This is a genomic window from Pannonibacter sp. I15F10I1, assembly GCF_900185665.1.
GTDB lineage: Bacteria > Pseudomonadota > Alphaproteobacteria > Rhizobiales > Stappiaceae > Pannonibacter > Pannonibacter indicus.
Genome location: NZ_FYAN01000029.1, coordinates 58,244 through 80,363, shown reverse-complemented (window position 1 = coordinate 80,363; position 22,120 = coordinate 58,244). Strand labels below are relative to the sequence as shown.

Here is a 22,120-nt window from a genome sequence, read left to right as displayed (position 1 = left end):
AATATAATCCGGTAGGATAGCTATTGAGACTTAGGCTGCCCAGTAAGGCACATATCTCGCATTACGTTTGCCTTGATCCGGATCGGCCGGCGCGATGCGGGCGCGTTTAATCGATTCGGCAATGACGGCAGAGACGGCTTGATAATCATCACGGGTCAATGAGAACCGGTCACGCAATGTCGTATTGCTCATGTAATCCTGTGCCATCCATCGAAGAACGCAATGATGGAAGCAGGCTCTCAGTTTCTCAGCCTTCGACATCTGCCCGAAGTTTCGCGGTGCAAGAAGAACAACACGCATTGATGTTTCGGAGGAAATAAAATCTGGAGGTGGCAGGTGTCGTGCCTCGATTTCGATAAGCGTCTTGTCTAACCCACCTCCACGTTCTTCACAGAGACCAAAAGAGCGCATAGCCTTTGCAAGTTTTTCGTTTCTTGAGCGCCTCTCATCGATAATACGATCGGTGCTAATCAGCGAGTTTCCCGGGTTCGTTACTTCCAGGCGACTGTCATATATCTCGATGACAGGCCCAGTTCCTGTCGCCATGAAATCTTGGTGAATGAGAGCATTGGCGATAACCTCCCGGACTGCTGTTTCGGGAAAGTGTGGAACCATGCGCCTTACGCCGTCAATATACCGTTCTTCCTTTGGCAGACGTTCCATCAAGAAACGCATCATTCCTGCAAAGCCGACGGCGTATCCTTTCTTTCCTTCCTGCTCAAATTCGGACTTGGACTTGTCCTGGCCAGAATACTTTATGATACGGACCGCCTTGCCTGCTATGGAAGGAAAGACTGTAACATCACGTGCAAGCATGATCGCACCCAAATTGGTGACATCAAAGCGCCCTTCCAGATTGTCGATCAGAAACCCTTCATCAATCATCTTTCTGATAATTTCGTCGTTGTTCTTTGGCTTGGGTATTCCTGTCAGGTCATAGATTGGATCAGGATCGAGCATCTCCAGAGCATCACTGATCTTGGCGTTTGAAGCCGCCACTGCTGTCTCAAAGCTCCGGCGGCCTGTTGCAATCCAGAGCGCGCGCTCGAGTTCGGGAAAATCGGCCAGCTTCTTCTTGTTTTGCCCAACCCTGATAAACTCTGTGTCGCCAAATTTTACTGGCCTTTCGTATGAAGGTTCCACCGCGACTACTGAAAAATGTAGTCCGTCGCAGATGAAATCCTGTATCTCTACGAGCACTCTAGGCGCAATTTTTCGTGTCAACCAGTTCTGGAAATCTTCATTGCCGTATTTGGATGTTCGCAGGCGAACGTCTGTGCCTACTCTTTTCATCGTACTGTCTTCGATGCCGTAGACTAGAAATGCCCTGTCTCTGCCTGCGAGCATTGCGGAATTTGCAAGAGCCGAGATGTACTCTCCAATCTCTTTTGGATCCTTGTTTCCAACCTTAAATTCAAGCCAAGGACTTTCAGCAGGCTCTTTCAGCAACCGGTCGAGCAGTGCGCAAGGATCATGGATTGGCATTCGGGTCCTCCTTTTATCCCCCTTATATCAGAAATCGCCGCTCTGGAAGATGCTTCCGGAATGAGAATTTGGAAATAGGTATAAAAATCAATTAGATAGAAATTCTTCGAGTGTGCGGACTTTTATCCGCATTTTGACAGCACCCATCAAATAGCAGAGCCCCATGCAAAAAGGGCGGCCCGAGGACCGCCCTTTCCGTATCTCTGAAGCGTAGGGACTTCTTAGAAGTCCATGCCGCCCATGCCGCCCATGCCGCCGCCCGGCATTGCCGGAGCGTCCTTCTTCGGCAGCTCGGCAACCATGGCGCCGGTGGTGATCAGCAGGCCGGCGACGGAAGCGGCGTCCTGCAGGGCAGTGCGCACGACCTTCGTCGGGTCGATGATGCCGGCTTCGATCATGTTGACATAGGTCTCGGTCTGAGCGTCGAAGCCGAAGGAGACGTCGTTGTTCTCCTGGATCTTGCCGACGACGATCGAGCCTTCCACGCCGGCGTTCTCGACGATCTGACGGATCGGGGACTCAAGGGCGCGCAGGACGATCTTGATGCCGGCCTGGATGTCAGCGTTGTCGGAGGACAGCTTCTCGACAGCAGCCTTGGCGCGCAGGAGCGCGGTGCCGCCGCCCGGGACGATGCCTTCTTCGACGGCCGCACGGGTCGCGTTCAGGGCGTCGTCGACGCGGTCCTTCTTTTCCTTCACTTCGATCTCGGTTGCACCGCCAACGCGGATGACGGCGACGCCGCCAGCCAGCTTGGCCAGACGCTCCTGCAGCTTCTCGCGGTCGTAGTCCGAGGTGGTTTCCTCGATCTGCGCCTTGATCTGTGCAACGCGGCCAGCGATGTCGTCCTTGGAGCCAGCGCCATCAACGATGGTGGTGTTTTCCTTGGAGATGGAGACCTTCTCGGCGCGGCCGAGCATGTCGAGCGTGACGCTCTCCAGCTTGATGCCGAGGTCTTCGGAGATCACCGTGCCGCCGGTCAGGATGGCGATGTCTTCCAGCATGGCCTTGCGGCGGTCGCCGAAGCCCGGAGCCTTGACGGCAGCGATCTTGAGGCCGCCGCGCAGCTTGTTGACGACGAGGGTCGCCAGAGCTTCGCCTTCGACGTCTTCAGCGATGATGAGGAGCGGCTTGCCCGACTGCACCACAGCTTCGAGAACCGGCAGCATGGCCTGCAGGTTGGAGAGCTTCTTCTCGTGCAGGAGAATGTAGGGCTTCTCCAGCTCGGCGAGCATCTTCTCGGCGTTGGTGACGAAGTACGGGGACAGGTAGCCGCGGTCGAACTGCATGCCCTCGACGACTTCCAGCTCGGTCTCAAGAGACTTGGCTTCCTCGACGGTAATCACGCCCTCGTTGCCGACGCGCTGCATGGCTTCGGCAATGTCCTTGCCAACCTGCACGTCGCCGTTGGCGGAAATGGTGCCGACCTGAGCGACTTCTTCAGAGGTGGTGATCTTCTTGGAAACCGACACCAGGTACTTCACGGCTTCGGCAGCAGCGAGGTCGATGCCGCGCTTCAGATCCATCGGGTTCATGCCGGCGGCAACAGCCTTGGCACCTTCCTTGACGATGGACTGGGCCAGCACGGTGGCGGTGGTGGTGCCGTCACCGGCGATGTCGTTGGTCTTCGAGGCCACTTCGCGCACCATCTGGGCGCCCATGTTCTCGAACTTGTCTTCCAGCTCGATTTCCTTGGCAACCGACACACCGTCCTTGGTGATGCGCGGAGCGCCGAAGGCCTTGTCGAGGACCACGTTGCGGCCCTTCGGGCCGAGGGTCACCTTGACGGCGTTTGCGAGGATATCGACGCCGCGCAGCATTTTTTCGCGGGCATCAGCACCGAACTTTACGTCCTTGGCAGCCATTTTATCGTCTCACTCTAATTTGGGTTGATGTCAGTGAAATCCGGAGGTCCGCCTGATCAGGCGATCACGCCCATGATGTCGGATTCCTTCATGATCAGCAGGTCTTCACCGTTGATCTTGACTTCGGTGCCGGACCACTTGCCGAAGAGCACGCGGTCACCAGCCTTAACGTCAACCGGGATCAGTTCGCCGTTGTCCTTGCGGGCGCCAGCGCCGACGGAGACGACTTCGCCTTCCTGCGGCTTTTCCTTGGCGGTGTCCGGAATGATGATGCCGCCGGCGGTCTTCTCTTCGGAGGTTACGCGACGAACAACGACACGGTCGTGCAGCGGACGAAACGTCATTTGGCTCTTTCCTCTCATGCGGCGTGCCCCCATATGAAGCAGCACGCAATCCATAATGTTGATGGCTCGAGAGATCGCGGGTTGCCCCGCGTCTTGTTAGCACTCCTCAACAGCGAGTGCTAACAGCCCCCGATTTAGGAGCGCCTGCGGGCCTTGTCAATGCCGGACCAAACGAAAAAATCCTCCGGCTGATTGGCCGGAGGATTCGGGTTTTCGGACTTTCGGGGGGCTTGCGCCGCTCGGCCTGCACTCACATGGCGGCAGAGCGCTCCGACCAGGACTGCTTCTTGCGGTAGATGGTCGAGGGGCTGATCTCGAGCGCTGCAGCAGCCAGTGCGATATTGCCGTCAAAGGCATCCAGCGCATCTTCGATGATCCGCCGCTCCTGCGCCCAAAGGGGCTCTATGGCAGCCAGCGGCCGGGCGCCGCGTGCGGGGCGGCGGCGCTCGCGGGCTTCATCACTGCCCAGCCGGGCGCGGGCAGAGGCCTCCCGGATGAAATGCGGCAGCATGTCATAGGTGACCGCCGTGCCGTTGTTCATCACCACGATCTGCCGGATGGTGTTTTCCAGCTGGCGCACGTTGCCGGGCCAGGCATAAGCCTCAAGCCGCGCTTCCGCATCGGCATCAAAGCCGCGGAAGGATCTGCGGTCCTCGCCGGCGAAGCGGGTCAGGAACTCCAGTGCCAGCGGCAGGATGTCCTCGCGGCGCTCGCGCAGGGGCGGCAGATGCACGGGCAGCACGTTCAGCCGGTAATAAAGGTCTTCCCGCAGACGGCCCGTGGCGACTTCCGCCAGAGGATCGCGGCTGGAAGAACACATGATGCGCAGGCTGGATGGCGCGCCATCCTCCGGCTTCGCCAGCCCCTTGTCCTGAAGCAGCAGCAGAAGCTTGGCCTGAAGCGACAGGTCCAGCTCGTTCACCTCATCAAGGAACAGGGTGCCGCCGGCCGCCTGTGCCGTGGCGCCAGGATAGGCCTCGCTGCCATCACCGAACAGCTCCGTGTCGATCCGCTCCACCGAAAGCCCGGCGCAGTTGATAGAGACAAAGCGGTTGCCGGCCCGGCCGGACAGAACGTGGATCGCTTCGGCACACAGGCTTTTGCCCGTGCCGGATTCACCCGTGATGAAGACCGGGGCATCAGACGGCGCAAGGCGGCCGATCTGATTGTAGACGCCCGTCATCAGCTGTGATGTGCCGGTGAAGCGGCCGATGGGCGCGCGGGAGGCCGGATCCATCTGGCGCATGGCCGGGGTGTCCCGGCGTGCGGACTGGGGCTGAAGCTGCGGGCGGCGGCCGTCGAGCTGGGCCTGCACCTTGCTCATCAAGGCATCCAGCGTGAAGGGCTTGGCGATGAAGTCGTGTGCTCCGGCGCGCATGGCATTCATGGCCTGCGTGACGGAACCGTGGGAACTGGTGGCGATGATGATCGCACCGGGGCTGCGCACGGCAAAACGGGCAAGCGCCTCGTCTCCACCGGCCGTCTCGATGTCGATGATCAGCACATCGGCCGAAGCGTCGCTCAGCGCATCGAGGCACTGGCGCGGGTCCGAATAGACCAGCGGATCGGCAACAGCACCGCTCAGCCGCGCACAGACCGTGGCTGCACGGGTTGCATCCGCCGGGCTTGCGTCAAGAACGCGCACATGAATGGACCTTGTGAGGTCCGGAAGGCTCCCCATCCCCGGGTTACTCCCGCTCTTGTCAGATGTCTTCAGGCAGGTCTTGTCTGAACTGTCGGCTGAGTGTTGTGCAAACGTGGTAAACAAAGCGTTGTCAGCCTCGTAAATAGTGACGGCAAGGCCATCCAATCGGCCGGGGGCTCAGGGTTTCATGGTTGATTTCTCTGCGGGATTTTCTCTGGTGCCGTGCGGCCTCGGCCAGAGCCACACCACAGGATGGCGCCTTCCATGACTGGAACCGGCTAAAGGTGTGCGGCGGCGTAACCTGCGGCGAAGGCGATCGCCATCAGCGGAAAGAACACCGCCGGGCGCAGCAGAACGGCCGGAAAGCTGCGCGCCTGCGGTGTTTCCAGCAACTTTGCGGAAGAGGTGGGAGGCGTAAGCGCTGGATCGGCGGGGAAGGGTGGTTCTGACCCTGCCTCCGGCTTCGTTTCGGGGGCAGTTCCGGATTCCGGCACGGGCATGAGGTGAAAGCCGGGCTGGTAACTGCCTCTGGGGATGATGATGCGCACCGGATCGCTGTGTCCGGTGCCCGCATAATAATCCTCAAGGCGCTTGCGCAGTCTCGCCGCCTCCACCCGGACGATCGGGTCTGTGGCTGGGTTGAAACTGTCGTCCCGCCCCAGTGCCTGTGTGGCGATGGTGTAGCCCTTCAGGGGGACCGGCGGATCGGCGATGGAGGCCTCCACCACGAAGGTCAGGAACTGGCGCAGCTGCTGGGATGCCGAGAACTCCGGACTGCCGGTGATCTTGTGCAGGGCGAGGCGGACGAGGTCACGGTTGACGGCTGGCTGCGAGCTGTTGCCGGTGCCGGATGCGGGCCGAACGGTACCGCCTGCGCGGGCAAGGCGCGCTTCCGGTTCCCGTTCACTGGCCGACTGTCCTTCCACTCCGCCAATCTCCCCGTTTGTTCAAGAGATAGCGGGCCTCCCGTTTCAGCCCCTGATGATAAGGCTATGGCTCTCGCAGCGAATTGCAAGGGTTTTTGCGGCTGGCCGTTGTTGCGTTGCAGGAAGGCCGCAGCGCCGCACTGTTAACCATTATTAATGCGCTTTAATGAGAACTAGGCAAAGTTTTCCCCGTAAAGGCGGGTTTGCGGAGTCGGAACTACAGCGGCTTTCGGGCAAAATCGTTAACAGAGTATTGATTCGGGGTAGTGCGGCCAAAGGCATGGGGCGTTTAGCGACCATCATCATTCTGATCTGTATGGGCGTGATTGCCCTGTCGGCCGCCGCTGTGCTCGTTTATCAGTTTGGCCGTCCGCCGGGGGAAGCGCTGTCGCTGTCGCTTGCGCTGATGTGCACCATGATCGTGGTGCAGGTGGTGCTGGGCCGTGGCCGCGACCGGGGCGAAGTCAGCGACGTTGTCGAGCGTCTGGAAGACCGGCTGCTGGAGCTGGATGAGGACGTCAACAATCTCGAAGGCCGCCTGACGGGCGTCGAGCACACCATTCCGCGCCGCACCCGCGAGGAAATCGATCCGTTGTTTGCCGAGATCGAGGTGCTGGGCACGCTGGTCAAGCAGATGGCGGAAGCCATGTCCGACATGGAAACCCGCATCGAGGACCAGCGCGCCATTGGCGGCCCGGCGCCCGTGCAGGGCCTTGCCTATCATGGCCAGCCTTATGAGCAGGCGCCGCAGCACATGCAGCCGCAGCTGGCTGCGCCCCAGCAGCCTCAGTATCAGCAGCCGGCCTACGCCCAGCAGCCTTATTATCAGGACGCGCCCCAGCAGCCGCAGGCCTATGCCGCGCAGCAGCAGCCGGCCTATCAGCCGCAGCATCAGGGGCATCACGCTCCCGAGCCGCAGCGCCAGCCGGAGCCGCAGCACGCGCCGCATCAGCCGCATCAGCATCAGCCCGAGCACATGCCCGGCGGGCGGATCGAGCCTGTGTTCGGCGGTTTCGAGCAGCCCGGCTTCCGCAACGAGCCGGAGCCGCCGCGTCCGGCATTCCAGCCGCAGGCCCCGGTTTCGCAAAAGGCCGATCCGGCCATGCGCGAGATGATCCGCTCGGCGCTGAATGCCAACCGGGTGGATCTGTTCCTGCAGCCGATCGTCACCCTGCCGCAGCGCCGGGTGAAATATTATGAAGCCTTCACGCGCCTGAGAGACGGCAACGACCAGGTTCTGGAGCCGGCCGTCTTCCTGCCGGAGGCGATCCGCTCGGGCCTCATCCCGCGCATCGACAATCTGCTGCTGTTCCGCTCCGTGCAGGTGATCCGCCGCCTGACGACACGCAACCGCGATGCAGCCCTGTTCTGCAATGTCTCCTCCATTTCGCTGGCGGACGAGACGTTCTTTCCCGGCTTCCTGGAGTTCGTGCGCAACAACAAGAGCTTCAGCGACCTGCTGATCCTCGAGTTCACGCAGGACGATGTGGCGCAGATGGGCGTTGTGGAGATGGAAAGCCTCGGCGCTCTCGCCGAGATCGGCTTCCATTTCTCCATCGACCAGATCCATGACCTGAAGATGGACTTCAAGTCACTGGCCGAGCGCGGGTTCCGCTATGCCAAGCTGCATGCGGACTATCTCATTGGCCGCCGCAGCTCCGATCACGGGCATATCCATCCGGGCGATTTCGGCAATCTGCTGCACCGCTACGGCATGACGCTGATTGCCTCGCATGTGGAGACGGAATCGCAGGTGCTGGAGCTTCTGGACTTTGATGTCTCCATGGCGCAGGGGCATCTCTTCTCCCCGCCACGCCCCGTCCGCGCCGAAGTTCTCCAGGGCATGCCTGCACCCGCGCCGCGCAAGCGCGCAAGCTGAGATGCTGCCGCGTAAGCGCGCAAGCTGAGATGCTGCCGCGCAAGCGCGCAAGCTGAGATGGCGGCGGATTGGCGGGTGAGCCGCGGATAGGTGCCTCTCCGAAGCCCTCCATCACATAGAAAATCCATCCGTCGTCACCCCGGACGAAAGCGAAGCGAAGATCCGGGGCCGGTGAGTCGAGGCTTATCGGACTGACACCGGGAAAAAGGCACCTTGGCTCACCGGTCCCGGCTCGCGCTACGCTTGGCCGGGAAGACGATGGAGAGGTGGTGCCGGCCGCCGGTAGCCCTGTTGCACCAAACAAAAAAGCGCGCCGGCCGGGGCCAGCGCGCTTCTTGGGATCTCTGAATGATCTTTGGGGCCTGATACTTATTCGCCGACTTCGTTGGCCGGTTCTGCCTGCAGCATGCCGTAGCGCTCTTCGCCGATGCGGCCGAGCAGCTCAAGCTGGGTTTCGAGGAAGTCGATGTGGCCTTCCTCGTCCTTCAGCAGCTCTTCGAACAGCTGCATGGAAACGATGTCGCCTTCCTCACGGCAGATCTCGCGGGACTTGGCGTAGGAGGTGCGGGCGTCGTATTCGCCGGCGAGGTCACACTCGAGCACTTCCTTGATGGTCTGGCCAATCCGCAGGGGAGCCAGCTTCTGCATGTTGGGATGGCCTTCCAGGAAGATGATGCGCGACGTGATCTTGTCCGCATGCTGCATCTCTTCGATCGACTCGGCGCGCTCCTTCTTGGCGAGGCGCGTATAGCCCCAGTCATCCAGCAGGCGGTAATGCAGCCAATACTGGTTGATGGCGCCCAGTTCGAGGAACAGGGCCTCGTTGAGGCAGTCGATGACCTTGGGATTGCCCTTCATGATGAGACTCACTTCATTCAGCAGGTTTGAACTGGATCTACATTAGAATAATTCTACAGTGGCTGTCCAGCCCCTCAGGTTGAGGTCCCTCATTTTTCCCGTTGGTATCTTCACAATGGGTGTCAACGGAAGGATGGCCCATGGCACCAGCAGGTCAGTGAATAGCGCCGCCCGCGTGAGACCGGGGTAACCCGGTGCAGCATGAAGCTGGCAAAAAGCGTCGCAGAGCCCTGTTCTCTCGGTGCTGACCATTTGGTGCTGCCCAGATCAAGATCGAGGCTGCCGCCATCATAGAGCGCGGGCGGTGTCAGCTGAACAACGATGGTGAGCTTGCGCTGGCGGGCGATGGGGCCGTCGCCGATGTCGGAATGCCAGTCGTAGTGGCCTTCATCCGTCTCGTCATAAGCGGCGACCTGCAGCCGCTCCTTGAAATCGGTGATGTCGAACTGAAAGGCCTCGCGGTTGGCGGCCGCGACCGTTGCAAGAATGCGGTCCATGACAAAGGCAGCACTGCCTTGATCATCGAGCCAGGAGATGCGTGCGCGGCGGATGGTGTGCTGCACACCGCCGACCAAGCCCCCGTCCGTCATCTCCGCATTCTCGGCGAGGGCTATGATCTCTGCGCATTCGGCAGGGGTGAAAACGTCCTTCACAGTATGCTTGAACATGTGCCGATGACTTTCTGATCGACGCGAAATGGTGCGCGATCAATCCTGACGGCATGGAAAAAGCAAGAGGAATCGCAAAGCCTTGATTGATAAGGGAAAATAGCCGCGTTCGCAGGGGCTCACCGGCGGGCGTGCGAGATGATCTTACGCATCACGATCGGCAGGGCTTCGCCCTCCACATCGCCCGGTTCTGACCACCAGCAGCCTTCGGGCAGGGGCGTGCCGGCAGGCAATGTGGCGCTGTAGACGGTCACCTCCAGATGGAAGTGGGTGAAGGTGTGGGTGGCAACGCCCAGATGCTGGTGCCAGCGGGCCTTGACGGGGGCGGCTGAAAGCGCCGTCTCTTCGGCAAAATCCGTGCTCCAGACCGTGCCGGGCACTTCGGCCATGCCGCCAAGAAGCCCCTTGGGCGGACGCTTGCGCAGGGCGAGGGCGCCGTCGCCATCCCGCAGCATGACGAAGGCTGCGCCCCGCCGCGTCGGCTTTTCCGCCTTGGCCGCCTTGCGGGGCAGGGTGTCGGCGATGCCCTGACGGCGGCCCTCGCAAGGCGCGCTCCAGGGGCACAGGGCACAGGCGGGGCGGCGCGGGGTGCAGATGGTGGCGCCCAGATCCATCACGGCCTGCGCAAAGTCGCCCGGCCTTTTTTCAGGGGTCAGCGCATCCATCGCCGCACGGATGGCGGGCTTTGCGCCGGGCAGCGGCTCTTCGATCAGATGCAGCCGCGACAACACCCGCTCCACATTGCCGTCCACCACGGCAGCGCGCTGGTCAAAGGCGATGGCGGCGATGGCTGCCGCCGTATAGGGCCCGATGCCGGGCAGCGCCTTCAGGCCTTCCTCGGTCTCGGGAAAACGGCCGCCAAGCTCAAAGGCGATCCTTTCGGCGCAGGCCTTGAGGTTGCGGGCGCGGGAGTAATAGCCGAGCCCGGCCCATGCCTTCATCACGTCATCGGTCTCGGCGTTTGCCAGATCCGTGACCTTCGGCCACTTGGCGGTGAAGGCGAGGAAATAGTCCTTCACGGCGGCAACGGTGGTCTGCTGCAGCATGATCTCCGACAGCCACACCCTGTAGGGATCCGGGACAACGCCCACCGCCCGCTCATGCGGAGGCACGCGCCAGGGCAGGGCACGGGCGTGGCAGTCGTACCAGGCCAGAAGCTCTTGCGCGCGCTGAGCGGTGGCCTGATCCTGCAGAAGGGGCGGAGATGATGCGTCCATGGCGCAAAGCTTGGCCGGGAGCGGCGGTAAATCAAGGCTTGCCCTGTGCGGCAGCTGGGGAAAAGCGGGTGAAAATGCCCCGCCATTCTGGCGTTAAGAGGCTGGTCTTGATTTCGGCGCAAACTGCAAGGAGGAGTTTGACAGGCACATGCAGGCGCAATGCGCCGGCCGCAGAAGGAATTGGGCAGACCGATGAGCAGCTTGGGCGGATCAGGCAGACAGGGACGGGTGCAGTCGCGCCCGCTTGCCGATCTGATCGGCAAGGCGATGGAGCCCGTCTTCCGCAAGCGCGGCTTTGCCTCGGCTGATCTGGTGGCCAGCTGGCCGGACATCGTGGGCGATCGCTACGGCGAAAGGGTGCGGCCCGAACGGCTGATCTGGCCGCGCACGCCGGACCGGGATGGCTCGGGCGTGCCGGAGCCTGCAACGCTCGTGGTCAACACCGATGGTGCAACGGCCCTTATGCTGACCCATGACATGCCCATCGTGCTGGAGCGCATCAACGCCTATTTCGGCTGGGCTGCAATAGGCCGCATCCGTATCGTCCAGAAGCCGGTGACCGTGCCGGTGAAGAAGCAGCGGCCCGCCCTGCGCGCCCTGACGGATGACGAGCAGAAGAAGCTGGATGCCAAGCTTGACGGGCTGGAGCACAAGGGCCTGCGCCAGGCGCTGGAGACCCTTGGCAAGCAGGTCATCGCCCGCTCCTCCGGCAGCTGAGTAGAGCCTTCAACAGGACAAAACACCGCTTGCCATGCGGTTTTCTGCCGCTGCGGCAGGCTTTCGATATCACGGACACGTGTGTTTCCCACTGCTGCCACAATTGCACTGTCCGGTTGACGTGTCCCTTGCAAGCGGGCACATGACTGCGACCGCCAAACAGTATCAGGCAGGATATGATCGTGAACCTTACCCGCAGACAGCTTCTGGCCAGCGCCGCCGCAACCACCTTTGCCGCCGCCCTGGCAACCTCCGTCCCGGCCTTTGCCCAATCGGCAGATGTTGCGAAGCTGATGGAGCCGGGCCCCCTCGGTGACATGGTGATCGGCAACGAAGATGCGCCGGTGACCATCATCGAATACGCGTCCCTGACCTGTGGCCATTGCGCCAACTTCCACAAGAACACCCTGCCCGAGCTGAAGAAGCAGTATATCGACACGGGCAAGGCCAAGATGATCATGCGCGAGTTCCCGCTGGATCCCGTCGCTTCCGGCGGCTTCATGCTGGCCCGCTGCGCGCCGCAGGACAAGTATTTCGACGTCCTCTCGGCCATGTTCGCCGATCAGCGCAGCTGGGCTTTCACGCAGGACCCCTATAACGCCATGCTGAATTTCTCCAAGCAGCTCGGCTTCACGCAGGAAAGCTTCGAGGCATGCCTCGGCAACCAGCAGCTTCTCGATGGCATCACCGCCGTGCAGGAGCGGGCCTCCAAGGAATTCGGTGTCAATTCGACCCCGACCTTCTTCGTCAACGGCGAGCGTATTGTCGGCGCGTCCTCCTTCGACGAGTTTGCCAAGGTCATCGAAAAGCACCTCTGAGCCCAAGGGGCCAGTTGAGCAAGGCTCCAGTTGAGCTTCCGCCCCGCCGCAGCCGGTCTGCGGCGGGGCGTTTTATTGCCGTTTTCCCCGCTATTCCCGCAATTGGCGGTTTGATCCGGGCGGTCAGAAGCGGCTTTTCCTTGACAAGAGCCCCTCTCGTCAGCCGGAGTCTGCGCCAAAGGGCATGGCTGGGGAGCCGTGTCCTGCAGCCATCCGGCCTCCTGGGGCGGGCGGCATCTTTCCGGGGGCGCATGCGCGTGACAGAAATGCTCGACAGGGTAATGGCTTCTGCCTGCCCGGCCGTTTGGCCGGTGCGGGATAGCCGTGCCCTGGCTGGGGCGGTGATGTTGCGTGACCACGGCTTTGCGGCTGTCTCTTCGCCCCCCTCCCCCTTGTGGGGAGGGGCTGGGGGTGGGGGGCTCGGCATTTCGATGCTCCGCTGCTTTTCTGTTCTGGAAAACAGCGGCCTGACAGTTCGCTTGAGAAATCGCGGTGCCTCCCGGACACAAGCAGGCTCACAGCCCCCCCCCCCTTACCCCTCCCCACGTTGGGGGAGGGGGGCGGAGCTGCCTTGCCATCAGAACAATCGTTCCCTCCTCCTCACCGTTGGAGGCGCGGCGTGAAGTTCAACAAGCTGCGCGTGGCCGGGTTCAAATCCTTCGTCGAGCCGATGGAATTCGTCATCGGCGACGGGCTGACCGGCGTTGTCGGCCCCAATGGCTGCGGCAAGTCCAATCTTGTCGAGGCGCTGCGCTGGGTGATGGGGGAAAACTCCTACAAGAACATGCGTGCCTCCGGCATGGACGATGTGATCTTCTCCGGAAGCCTCAACCGTCCGGCCCGCAATACGGCGGAAGTGACGCTGTTCCTCGACAATGCCGACCGCAAGGCGCCCACCGGCTTCAACGACAGCGACATGCTGGAAGTGAGCCGCCGCATCGAGCGTGAGGCAGGGTCCGTCTACCGCATCAACTCGCGCGATGTGCGCGCCCGTGACGTGCAGCTGCTGTTTGCCGATGCCTCCACCGGCGCCCGCTCTCCCGCCATGGTGCGGCAGGGGCAGATCGGTGAGCTGATCTCGGCCAAGCCCACCTCCCGCCGCCAGATCCTGGAAGAGGCGGCCGGCATCTCGGGTCTGCACAGCCGCCGCAACGAGGCGGAAATCCGGCTGCGGGCAGCGGAGCAGAATCTCGAACGTCTGGAAGACGTGCTGGTGCAGATCGACGGCCAGCTCGACAGCCTGCGCCGCCAGTCCCGGCAGGCCTCGCGCTACCGCAACCTGTCTGCCGAGATCCGCTCAGCGGAAGCTGCAATCCTTTACTTGCGCCTGAATGAGGCCCGTGAAGGTCTGGAAGAGGCGGACCGCATGTTCACTGCCTCGCGTGCCGAGGTGGTGGCTGCTGCGGAAGCACAGACAGAGGCCGCCAAGACGCAGGCCATTGCGGCCCACCGCCTGCCGGAGATCCGCGATGCAGCCGCACGCGCCGGGGCTGCCTTGCAGCGGCTTGTCATCGCTCGCAACGAGCTGGATGCCGAAGACCGGCGCGTGCGCGAAAAGCTGGTGGACCTCAACCGCCGCCTTGTGCAGCTGGCGGAAGACCTTGCCCGCGAAGAGCGGATGATCGAGGAAAACAGCGAGGTTCTGGAACGGCTGGCCGAAGAGCGGGCCGAACTGCTGGAAGAGGGCGAAACCGCCGCCGAACGCGCCGAACTGGCTGCAGAGCGCGTCGAGGACGCGGGCAGCAAGGTGCGTGATCTCGAAGAGGTTCTGAACGAGAAGACCGCCGCTGAAGCGCGGGTGACAGCGCAGCGCCAGCAGATGCAGCGCACGCTGGATGAAGCGCGGGGCAAGGCCGAGCGCTTGCGCTCCCAGTCCGCGGACGCTTCGCGCATGTATGAGGCGCTGCGGGCCGAGATGGATGCCGCCGACGGCGTTGCCGGGCGCGCCGAAGAGGTGGAGCTGTGCGAAGCTGCCGTTCTGGAGGCCGAGGAGCGGCTGGAGACGGCGGAGCAGGATACCCGCAACGCCCGCGAGGCGGAGCAGGGCGCCCGTGCACCGCAGGCCGAGGCCGAGCGCGTGTTGCAGCGGCTGGAAACCGAAGCGCGCACGCTGGAAAGCGTGCTCAACATGGTGGCCGCCGGGGCGCATGCGCCCGTGGTGGACCGCATGACCGTGAAGCCCGGCCTAGAAACGGCGCTGGGTGCAGCACTGGGTGATGATCTGGAAGCCTCGCTGGACGAGGGCGCGCCCGTGCGCTGGTCCGGAACGGCGGAAAGTACGGCGGCTGGTGATTCTCCCCTGCCATCCGGCGCAAGCCCGCTGGCGTCAGACGTGGAGGCTCCCGCCGAGTTGCGCCGCCGTCTGGCGCAGATCGGCATCGTTGCGGCGGAAGATGGACCGCGTCTTCAGGCGCTGCTGAAGCCCGGCCAGAGGCTTGTCTCCCGAGAGGGGCACCTGTGGCGCTGGGATGGCTTTACCGTTGCCGCTGATGCCCCGACACCCGCTGCCCAGCGGCTGGCGCAGCGCAACCGTCTGGCGGCGCTGGCCGGTGAAATCGGCATTGCCGGAGAACGGGTGGAGACCGCCCGCGAGGCGCTGGAGGCGGCTTCTTCCCGCGTGCAGCAGGCAGCAGACCGGGAGCAGGCGGCACGCCAGCAGCTGCGCGATCATCAGAAAGCCCTGAGCGAGGCTCGTGAGGCCTTGATGGCGGCAGAGCGGGTGCTCTCCCAGCTGGCGCTGCGCCTGCAAGGGGCAGAGGATCTGGCCCGGCGCCTGTCTGCCGAAGCCGAAGAAGCTGCCGAACGAGTCGAGGAAGCGGCTGAACGGCTGGAGGAGCTGCCCGATTCGGGTGGACTGACGGAGGAAATCCATCAGCTTCACACCCAGCTGGCCGCAGCCCGCAGCGCCCTGTCCGAAGCGCGGGTGATGGCCGATGGTATCGCCCGTGAAAAGCAGATGCGCGACCGGCGGCTGGAGGCGATTGCCCGCGAGCATGAAAGCTGGCGCAGCCGCGCCGCCAATGCCGCCTCCCAGATCGAAACCCTGCGCGCCCGCATGGGCGAGGCGGAGGACGAGCGGCAGGAGCTGATCGAGGCGCCGGAGGACATCGAAATCCGCCGCCGCGACCTTTTCAGCGCGATTGCCAAGGCGGAAGCTGCCAAGCAGGAGGCGGATGACACACTTGTGAAGGCCGAGGCCTCCCTATCGGACGTGGACCGCATGGCGCGGGAGGCGCAGGAGGTGCTGTTCCGCGCCCGCGAGGGCCATGTGCGTGCTGAAGAGCGTGTTGCTGCTGCCCGCGAGCGTGTGGAGACGGTCATCGGCCGCATCTCCGAGGCGCTGGATGTGCCGCTGATCCAGCTGCCCGAACTGGCAGGCTTCACCGAAGGCGCACCGCTGCCGGACCCGGAAAGCATGGAGCGCAAGCTGGAACGGCTCAAGGCCGAGCGAGAGCGGCTGGGCGGGGTGAACCTGCGCGCCGATGATGAGCTGGCGGAAATCGACACACAGCGCGAGACACTTGCGCGCGAGCGTGATGATCTGATCGAGGCCATCAAGCGCCTGCGGACCGGCATCTCCAACCTCAACCGCGAGGCGCGCGAGCGCCTGCTGGCCTCCTTCGAGATCGTCAACGGCCATTTCCAGCGGCTGTTCACCCATCTCTTCGGCGGCGGCACGGCGGAACTGCAGCTGGTGGACAGTGATGATCCGCTGGATGCCGGCCTTGAAATCGTCGCCCGCCCGCCGGGCAAGAAGCCGCAGACCATGACGCTGCTGTCCGGCGGGGAGCAGGCGCTGACGGCCATGGCACTGATTTTTGCCGTGTTTCTCACCAATCCGGCGCCGATTTGCGTGCTCGACGAAGTGGATGCGCCGCTGGACGATGCCAACGTGGAGCGCTACTGCGACCTCCTGGAAGAAATGGCGAGACGTACGGAAACCCGCTTCGTGGTGATCACTCACAACCCGATCACCATGGCACGGATGAACCGGCTGTTCGGCGTCACCATGGCCGAGCGTGGGGTGTCGCAGCTGGTGTCCGTGGACCTTGAAACGGCAGAGCGATTCCGCGACGCGGTATGACGCAGCACCGAACTGTGGCAAGGCAAGGGCAAACGGGGCGGAAAAGTCGTGCTGGAACTTGTTCACAGAACCAGAAAATTCAATTGTTTCAATAAGTTGAATTCCTAACCCATGTTCTTGACAGGGCAGGTGGTGCCGACTATTGTGCGCCCGGCTTAAGGGGGCGACGGAGGACCGGCGTTTCCTTTGTTGAATGTGAGGGGCCTATGGACCGTTCGCCGCAACAAGGGGATGCCAAAGAAGGATCCTCTGAAATTTCCGAAGCTGACCTGTCGTCTCGACGGGAGAAGCTCAATCAGCTGCTGGAAGAGCGCCGCCAAAGCGAAATACGCGCAGAGGCAAAGGCGAGCCGCAGTTCGACGGCCGGCATGGCACAGGCAATGAAGCTCTCTTCGGAGTTCATTGCCGGGATCGTGGCGGGCGGCATGATTGGCTGGCTCCTGGATCAGTGGCTGGGAACGATGCCCCTCGGGCTTGTCGTTTTCATTCTGCTGGGGTTCGGTGCGGGGATTCTCAATGTGCTCAGGTCGGCCGGAGTGGTGCCTGAGCAGGGGGAGGCCTGGCGCAAGCCGGTCACACCGGGTGGGAAAGATGAAGATTCTGACGAGTCTTCGCAGGATTCTCCCCGAAAGTGACTTGACGTGACGGCGGTGCGACGACTAAGAGCCCGCGCAAACAGCGCTTTGTGAACGATAGAACGAAGGTTGACCGGTGGCGAACGATCCGATCCATCAGTTTCATATCAAGACGCTCGTCCCGATCGAGGTCGGCGGTATCGATCTGTCCTTCACCAATTCCGCCCTGTTCATGGTGGTGACGGTCATTACCGCTGCGGCGTTCCTGATTTTCTCGTCTTCCAGCCGCGGCCTGATCCCGTCCCGCTGGCAGTCCATGGCTGAACTCAGCTACGAGTTCGTGGCCGGGATGCTGCGCAACGGCGCCGGAACGGAAGGCATGCGCTTCTTCCCGCTGGTGTTCTCGCTGTTCATGTTCGTGCTGGTCGCGAACCTGCTCGGCATGTTCCCGTATTTCTACACGATCACCAGCCAGATCATCGTGACCTTCGCCCTGGCGCTGCTCGTGATCCTGACGGTCACGATCTACGGCTTCGCCCGTCACGGCCTGCACTTCCTGCACCTCTTCGTTCCGGCTGGTGTGCCGGGCGCACTGGTGCCGCTTGTTGCGCCGATCGAAGTGATCTCGTTCCTCTCCCGCCCGATCAGCCTCTCGGTTCGTCTTTTCGCGAACATGCTGGCGGGCCATATCACCCTCAAGGTGTTCGCCGGGTTCGTTGTCAGCATGAGCGCCATGGGTGCAGCTGGCATGTTCGGGGCCGTCCTCCCGCTCGGGATGACGGTGGCGCTGACGGCACTGGAGTTCCTCGTTGCGTTCCTGCAGGCGTATGTGTTCACGCTGCTGACCTGCATGTACCTCAACGACGCCCTTCATCCGTCTCACTAAACTCACCAACTCATGTGGCCGCAAAGGCCGCCTGACAACGCTGACAAACGTCAATTAGGAGCACGTGTCATGGAAGCAGAAGCAGCAAAGTTCATTGGCGCTGGTATCGCCGCTCTCGGCATGGGCCTCGTCGCCCTGGCTCTGGGTAACATCTTCTCCAACTTCCTGTCGGGCGCCCTGCGCAACCCGTCCGCTGCTGATGGCCAGTTCGGCCGTCTGGTGTTCGGCTTCGCCGTGACCGAAGCTCTGGGCATCTTCTCGCTGCTGATCGCCCTTCTGCTCCTGTTCGCCGTCTAATCGTCCCTAACGGCGTATTGGAACGAATGAGACCGGGGGCGGCGCACCTGCGCCGCCTTCCCGGTATCTGGAGGCGATAATGGCAGGCGAAACCCATACTACTGTGGACGGGCAGGTTATCCTGGACGTTCCGGCGGCAGAACACGGGGCAGGTTTCCCGCCGTTCGACCCGACTCATTTTGTCTCGCAGCTGTTCTGGCTGTTCGTCACCTTCCTGGTCTTCTACTGGATCATGAAGAATGTGGCTCTGCCGCGCATCGCTGGCATTCTCGAGGACCGTCACGACCGCATCGCGGGCGATCTGTCGGAAGCCGAGCGCCTGAAGCGGGAGACCGACGAAGCCATTGCCGCTTACGAGCAGGCCCTGTCCGAAGCCCGTGCCCGTGCACGCGGCATTGCACAGGACACCCGTGAAAAGCTCAAGGCTGAGACGGATGCACGCCGCGCCACCGCCGAGCAGGGCCTTGCGGCCAAGCTGGCAGAGGCCGATGCGCATATCTCGTCCATCAAGGACAAGGCTCTGGCCCAGGTTGGTGAAATCGCCAGCGAGACATCTTCCGCCCTGGTGGAAGCTCTGATCGGTGTGGCTCCGGCCAAGGCTGAAGCAGACGCTGCCGTTCAGTCTGCGGCGAAGTAAGGAGACCGGTCATGGATGCATCATTCTGGGCACTGGTCGGCCTGATCCTGTTCTTTGTCCTGATCGCCTGGCTCGGTGTTCCGGCCAAGATCACGGCAGCGCTTGACAGCCGCGCAACCAAGATCCGCACGGATCTGGAAGAAGCCCGCAAGCTTCGTGAAGAAGCTCAGGCGCTTCTGGCCGACTATCAGCGCCGCCGTCATGAGGCGGAAGCGGAAGCTGAAGCAATCGTGGCTGAGGCCCGTGCAGAGGCAGAGCAGCTGACGCTGGAGACCACCCGGTCTCTGGAAGAGCTGATTGCCCGGCGCACCAAGTCTGCCGAAGACAAGATTGCCCAGGCCGAAGCCCATGCCATCGCGGAAGTGAAGGCAAAGGCTGCTGATCTGGCGGTCGCCGCTGCTGAAAGCATGCTGGTGGCCAAGGTGACGGGTTCCGTTGCCGAGGGTCTGACGGCCAAGAGCATCGAGCAGGTCAAGGCTGGCCTCAACTGAAGCCTGCCGGATCACTGATCTCATGAAAGCGGCCCCTGCGGGCCGCTTTTTTGTTGGGTAAGGTGAAGCTCAGTCCCGCACGGCTGCAGCCACGGGCCGGAATGACATGCGGTGCAGGGGGCAGGGGCCGAGCACCGTTAGGGCAGCGGCATGGGCCGGTACGCCATAGCCCTTGTGCACGGCAAAGCCATAGCCGGGAAAAAGCCCGTCCGCCCGTTCCATCATCCGGTCACGGGTGACCTTGGCAACGATGGATGCCGCAGCAATGGCAAGGCACCGCCCGTCGCCCTTGATCAGCGCCTGCCCGTCCACCCCGAGCCCCGGCGGCACATCGCGGCCATCCACCAGGACATAGCCAGCTTTCCGGGAGAGACCCGCCACGGCCCGGCGCATGGCGTCCAGCGTTGCGGCACGGATGTTCATCCGGTCGATTGTGGCGGCCGAACTGCTGGCAACGCTGACGAAAGCCGTGGCACAGATCTCGTCATAGAGGGCATTGCGCCGGCTCTCGGTGAGCTTCTTGGAATCGTTCAGGCCCACCGGCAGGTTTGAGTAGTCGAGGATCACGGCAGCGGTGACGACCGGCCCGGCCCACGGTCCGCGCCCGGCCTCGTCCACGCCACACAGTGCGCCGCGGAGGCCTGCGGCATGTCCGGCTTCCAGCGCGGCATCCAGTGTGTCGCCGAATCGCAGATCAAAAAGGGAGGGGGCCTTGCTCATGGAGCGGATCGTGATGATTCCCGGCCGCAATGCAAGAGCAAGGACCAGTAACGTCCCAGATCAGAACAGGGAGAGCTGCACGCCGCCCACCTGCGGCGGGGTGAAAAGCTCCGTGTTCAGCTTCTTGCGCCGTTGGTTCAGCCCCAGCCGCTTGCAGGCGAGGCTGAAGCGTTGGCCGATCTGCTGGGCATAGGGGCCGAGCCCGCGCATCCGCTGGCCCCATTCGGCGTCATAGTCCTTGCCGCCGCGCATCGAGCGCAGGATGTTCATCACATGGCGGTAGCGGTCCGGCCGGTTGCGCAGCAGCCAGTCGCGGAACAGTTCGGACACCTCCAGCGGCAGGCGCAGCAGGATGTAACCGGCCTCGGTGGCGCCATGCTCTGCGGCGGCTTCCAGCAGCGCCTCGATCTCGCTGTCCGTGAGGGCCGGGATCACCGGCGCCATCATCACGGAAGCCGGGATGCCCGCTTCCGACAGCCCCTTCAGCGCGCCAAGACGCCGGTGCGGGGCGCTGGCGCGGGGCTCCAGCGTGCGCACCAGGTCCTTGTCGAGCGAGGTGATGGACAGCGCCACCTTGGCCAGACCCTTCTCCGCCATGCGCGACAGGATGTCCGCATCGCGCAGCACCAGCGCCGATTTGGTGACGATGGCGACCGGGTGATTGTAGGTCTCCAGCACCGTCAGGATCTCCCGCATCAGCTTGTAGCGCCGCTCGATGGGCTGGTAGGGGTCCGTGTTGGTGCCGATGGCGATGGTGCGCACCTGATAACCGGGCCGTGCCAGTTCCCGCTCCAGCAGTTCGGCTGAATTGGGCTTGGCAAAGAGCCGTGTCTCGAAGTCGAGGCCGGGGGAGAGGCCCATGAAGGCATGACTGGGCCGGGCAAAGCAGTAGATGCAGCCATGCTCGCAGCCCCGGTAGGGGTTGATCGAGCGGTCAAAGGAAATGTCGGGCGAGGAATTGCGCGTGATGATGGTGCGGGCCTTCTCTTCCTGCACCGTGGTCTTCAGCGGCGGCAGATCGTCCGGCGTCTCCCAGCCATCGTCAAAGCCTTCGCGCTGCTGGCGCTCGAAGCGGCCCGGCATGTTGAGCGCGGCCCCGCGCCCGCGCCGCAGATCCTCATCGAGGCGCAATGCGGCCATGGCAGCTTCCCGGGTGTCCTGTTCCGTCTGATCAATCCGCGCCATGCTTCAGCGACTCTCCAATGAGAACATAAGCAGAACATTAGCTGAAAATGCAAGCCGGGCAAGGCCTCTCTCGCCAGACCCCCGAAAAGGCGCTACAACCCGTTTCATGATCAGTGTTGTCCTTGCCACACATGACAATGAAGCCCAGCTGGCGCATGCGCTGACGGCCCTTGTGCCGGGCGCGGCGGATGGCCTCGTGCGCGAGGTTCTGGTTGTGGATGGCGGCTCGTCCGATGCCACGCACAAGGTGGCGGATGCGGCCGGTTGCGAGTTCGAGGTGCTGGCGAAGGGGGAGGGCGCACGTTTTGCGCACGGAGCGGCGCTGGCGCGCAAGTCCCCCTGGCTGCTGTTTCTCAATGCCTCCACCGTGCTGGAACACGGCTGGCATCAGGATGTGCAGACATTCATTGAGCGGGTGGAACGCTCCGGTCAGGCGAACCGCTGCGCAGCCGCTTTCCGGCTGAAGCTGGATGCCTTCGGCTTCGGGGCGCGTCTGTCCGAGTTCGGCGCGATGCTGCGCAGCCGGATCCTGGCGATGCCGAACGCGGATCAGGGGCTGCTGATTTCACGCAGGTTCTACGAGGAGCTGGGCGGCCATCGGGATCTGGCCGGGATGGCGGATTTCGATCTGGTCCGCCGCATTGGCCGCAGCCGCATCCGCCTGCTGCGCAGCAGCGCCATTGCCGGGATGCCGGGCGGGGAGGCGCGGACGGGCCTTCGCCGCGCCGCTGCGCGCATGGCCGTTGCCGCGCTGCGCGTGCCGCCAACCCTTGCGGCACGGCTGCACGGCTGACCGGGATGTTTCTGCGCCTCCCAGGTGCCCGGT

At 62.9% G+C, this 22,120-nt stretch carries 20 protein-coding genes; 10 read left to right on the top strand and 10 right to left on the bottom strand.

Annotated features, from left to right (window positions below):
• Positions 1 to 30: 30 nt before the first annotated feature.
• The 5 genes from IF10I1_RS21230 to IF10I1_RS21210 all read right to left on the bottom strand — a co-directional run bounded on the left by IF10I1_RS21230 (position 31) and on the right by IF10I1_RS21210 (position 6,262).
• Positions 31 to 1,485 (bottom strand): ATP-binding protein, encoded by a 1,455-nt coding sequence (locus tag IF10I1_RS21230; protein WP_186392065.1) that lies wholly within the window; start codon positions 1,483 to 1,485, stop codon positions 31 to 33.
• A gap of 221 nt (positions 1,486 to 1,706) precedes the next feature.
• Positions 1,707 to 3,347, bottom strand: a complete 1,641-nt coding sequence (gene groL / locus IF10I1_RS21225) for a chaperonin GroEL (RefSeq protein ID WP_050472022.1) — start codon at positions 3,345 to 3,347, stop codon at positions 1,707 to 1,709.
• Positions 3,348 to 3,403: 56 nt separating this feature from the next.
• Positions 3,404 to 3,691 (bottom strand): co-chaperone GroES, encoded by a 288-nt coding sequence (groES, locus tag IF10I1_RS21220; RefSeq protein WP_019963183.1) that lies wholly within the window; start codon positions 3,689 to 3,691, stop codon positions 3,404 to 3,406.
• Between the two features lie 250 nt (positions 3,692 to 3,941).
• Complete coding sequence (locus IF10I1_RS21215; protein ID WP_058897865.1) at positions 3,942 to 5,372, bottom strand: sigma-54 dependent transcriptional regulator; 1,431 nt, start codon at positions 5,370 to 5,372, stop codon at positions 3,942 to 3,944.
• A gap of 242 nt (positions 5,373 to 5,614) precedes the next feature.
• Positions 5,615 to 6,262, bottom strand: a complete 648-nt coding sequence (locus tag IF10I1_RS21210; RefSeq protein ID WP_123193620.1) for a hypothetical protein — start codon at positions 6,260 to 6,262, stop codon at positions 5,615 to 5,617.
• A gap of 280 nt (positions 6,263 to 6,542) precedes the next feature.
• On the opposite strand from IF10I1_RS21210, the gene IF10I1_RS21205 reads away from it, so the two are divergent.
• Positions 6,543 to 8,141, top strand: coding sequence for an EAL domain-containing protein (locus IF10I1_RS21205; protein WP_186392063.1), 1,599 nt, complete (start codon positions 6,543 to 6,545; stop codon positions 8,139 to 8,141).
• A 369-nt stretch (positions 8,142 to 8,510) separates the two neighbouring features.
• Here the strand turns inward: IF10I1_RS21205 and bfr are convergent, their stop codons facing one another.
• From bfr to mutY, 3 genes are all read right to left on the bottom strand, one after another.
• Positions 8,511 to 8,999, bottom strand: a complete 489-nt coding sequence (gene bfr, locus IF10I1_RS21200; protein ID WP_019963179.1) for a bacterioferritin — start codon at positions 8,997 to 8,999, stop codon at positions 8,511 to 8,513.
• Between the two features lie 122 nt (positions 9,000 to 9,121).
• Positions 9,122 to 9,667: a 2OG-Fe(II) oxygenase gene (locus tag IF10I1_RS21195; RefSeq protein WP_186392062.1), complete on the bottom strand. Its 546-nt coding sequence runs from the start codon at positions 9,665 to 9,667 to the stop codon at positions 9,122 to 9,124.
• 119 nt (positions 9,668 to 9,786) lie between these two features.
• Entirely contained in the window at positions 9,787 to 10,884 is a 1,098-nt protein-coding gene (mutY, locus tag IF10I1_RS21190) for an A/G-specific adenine glycosylase (protein WP_186392061.1), read from the bottom strand.
• Positions 10,885 to 11,076: 192 nt separating this feature from the next.
• Between mutY and IF10I1_RS21185 the strand changes: the two genes are divergently transcribed.
• The 8 genes from IF10I1_RS21185 (at position 11,077) to IF10I1_RS21150 (ending at position 19,389) form a co-directional block, all read left to right on the top strand.
• Complete coding sequence (locus IF10I1_RS21185; protein ID WP_081625950.1) at positions 11,077 to 11,601, top strand: DUF721 domain-containing protein; 525 nt, start codon at positions 11,077 to 11,079, stop codon at positions 11,599 to 11,601.
• 176 nt (positions 11,602 to 11,777) lie between these two features.
• Positions 11,778 to 12,419 carry a DsbA family protein gene (locus IF10I1_RS21180; protein WP_058897860.1) on the top strand — a complete coding sequence of 214 codons (642 nt, stop codon included), beginning with the start codon at positions 11,778 to 11,780 and terminating at the stop codon, positions 12,417 to 12,419.
• Positions 12,420 to 13,038: 619 nt separating this feature from the next.
• The gene (gene smc / locus IF10I1_RS21175; RefSeq protein WP_186393152.1) at positions 13,039 to 16,503 is read left to right on the top strand and encodes a chromosome segregation protein SMC; all 3,465 of its coding nucleotides are present in this window, start codon (positions 13,039 to 13,041) and stop codon (positions 16,501 to 16,503) included.
• A gap of 206 nt (positions 16,504 to 16,709) precedes the next feature.
• Positions 16,710 to 17,138 carry an AtpZ/AtpI family protein gene (locus IF10I1_RS21170; RefSeq protein WP_122519391.1) on the top strand — a complete coding sequence of 143 codons (429 nt, stop codon included), beginning with the start codon at positions 16,710 to 16,712 and terminating at the stop codon, positions 17,136 to 17,138.
• Positions 17,139 to 17,214: 76 nt separating this feature from the next.
• Entirely contained in the window at positions 17,215 to 17,964 is a 750-nt protein-coding gene (locus tag IF10I1_RS21165; RefSeq protein ID WP_019963172.1) for a F0F1 ATP synthase subunit A, read from the top strand.
• A 69-nt stretch (positions 17,965 to 18,033) separates the two neighbouring features.
• Positions 18,034 to 18,261, top strand: a complete 228-nt coding sequence (locus tag IF10I1_RS21160; protein WP_019963171.1) for a F0F1 ATP synthase subunit C — start codon at positions 18,034 to 18,036, stop codon at positions 18,259 to 18,261.
• A gap of 79 nt (positions 18,262 to 18,340) precedes the next feature.
• Entirely contained in the window at positions 18,341 to 18,898 is a 558-nt protein-coding gene (locus IF10I1_RS21155; protein WP_094462343.1) for a F0F1 ATP synthase subunit B, read from the top strand.
• Between the two features lie 11 nt (positions 18,899 to 18,909).
• Entirely contained in the window at positions 18,910 to 19,389 is a 480-nt protein-coding gene (locus IF10I1_RS21150; protein WP_094462342.1) for an ATP F0F1 synthase subunit B, read from the top strand.
• A 69-nt stretch (positions 19,390 to 19,458) separates the two neighbouring features.
• Here IF10I1_RS21150 and IF10I1_RS21145 read toward each other — a convergent pair whose 3' ends face one another.
• A complete protein-coding gene (locus IF10I1_RS21145; protein WP_122521103.1) occupies positions 19,459 to 20,109 on the bottom strand; it encodes a ribonuclease HII in 651 nt (216 codons plus the stop codon).
• 60 nt (positions 20,110 to 20,169) lie between these two features.
• A complete protein-coding gene (locus IF10I1_RS21140) occupies positions 20,170 to 21,294 on the bottom strand; it encodes a PA0069 family radical SAM protein (protein ID WP_186415261.1) in 1,125 nt (374 codons plus the stop codon).
• A 106-nt stretch (positions 21,295 to 21,400) separates the two neighbouring features.
• Here IF10I1_RS21140 and IF10I1_RS21135 point away from each other — a divergent pair, with 106 nt between their 5' ends.
• Positions 21,401 to 22,087 (top strand): glycosyltransferase, encoded by a 687-nt coding sequence (locus tag IF10I1_RS21135; RefSeq protein WP_186415260.1) that lies wholly within the window; start codon positions 21,401 to 21,403, stop codon positions 22,085 to 22,087.
• Positions 22,088 to 22,120 lie beyond the last annotated feature (33 nt).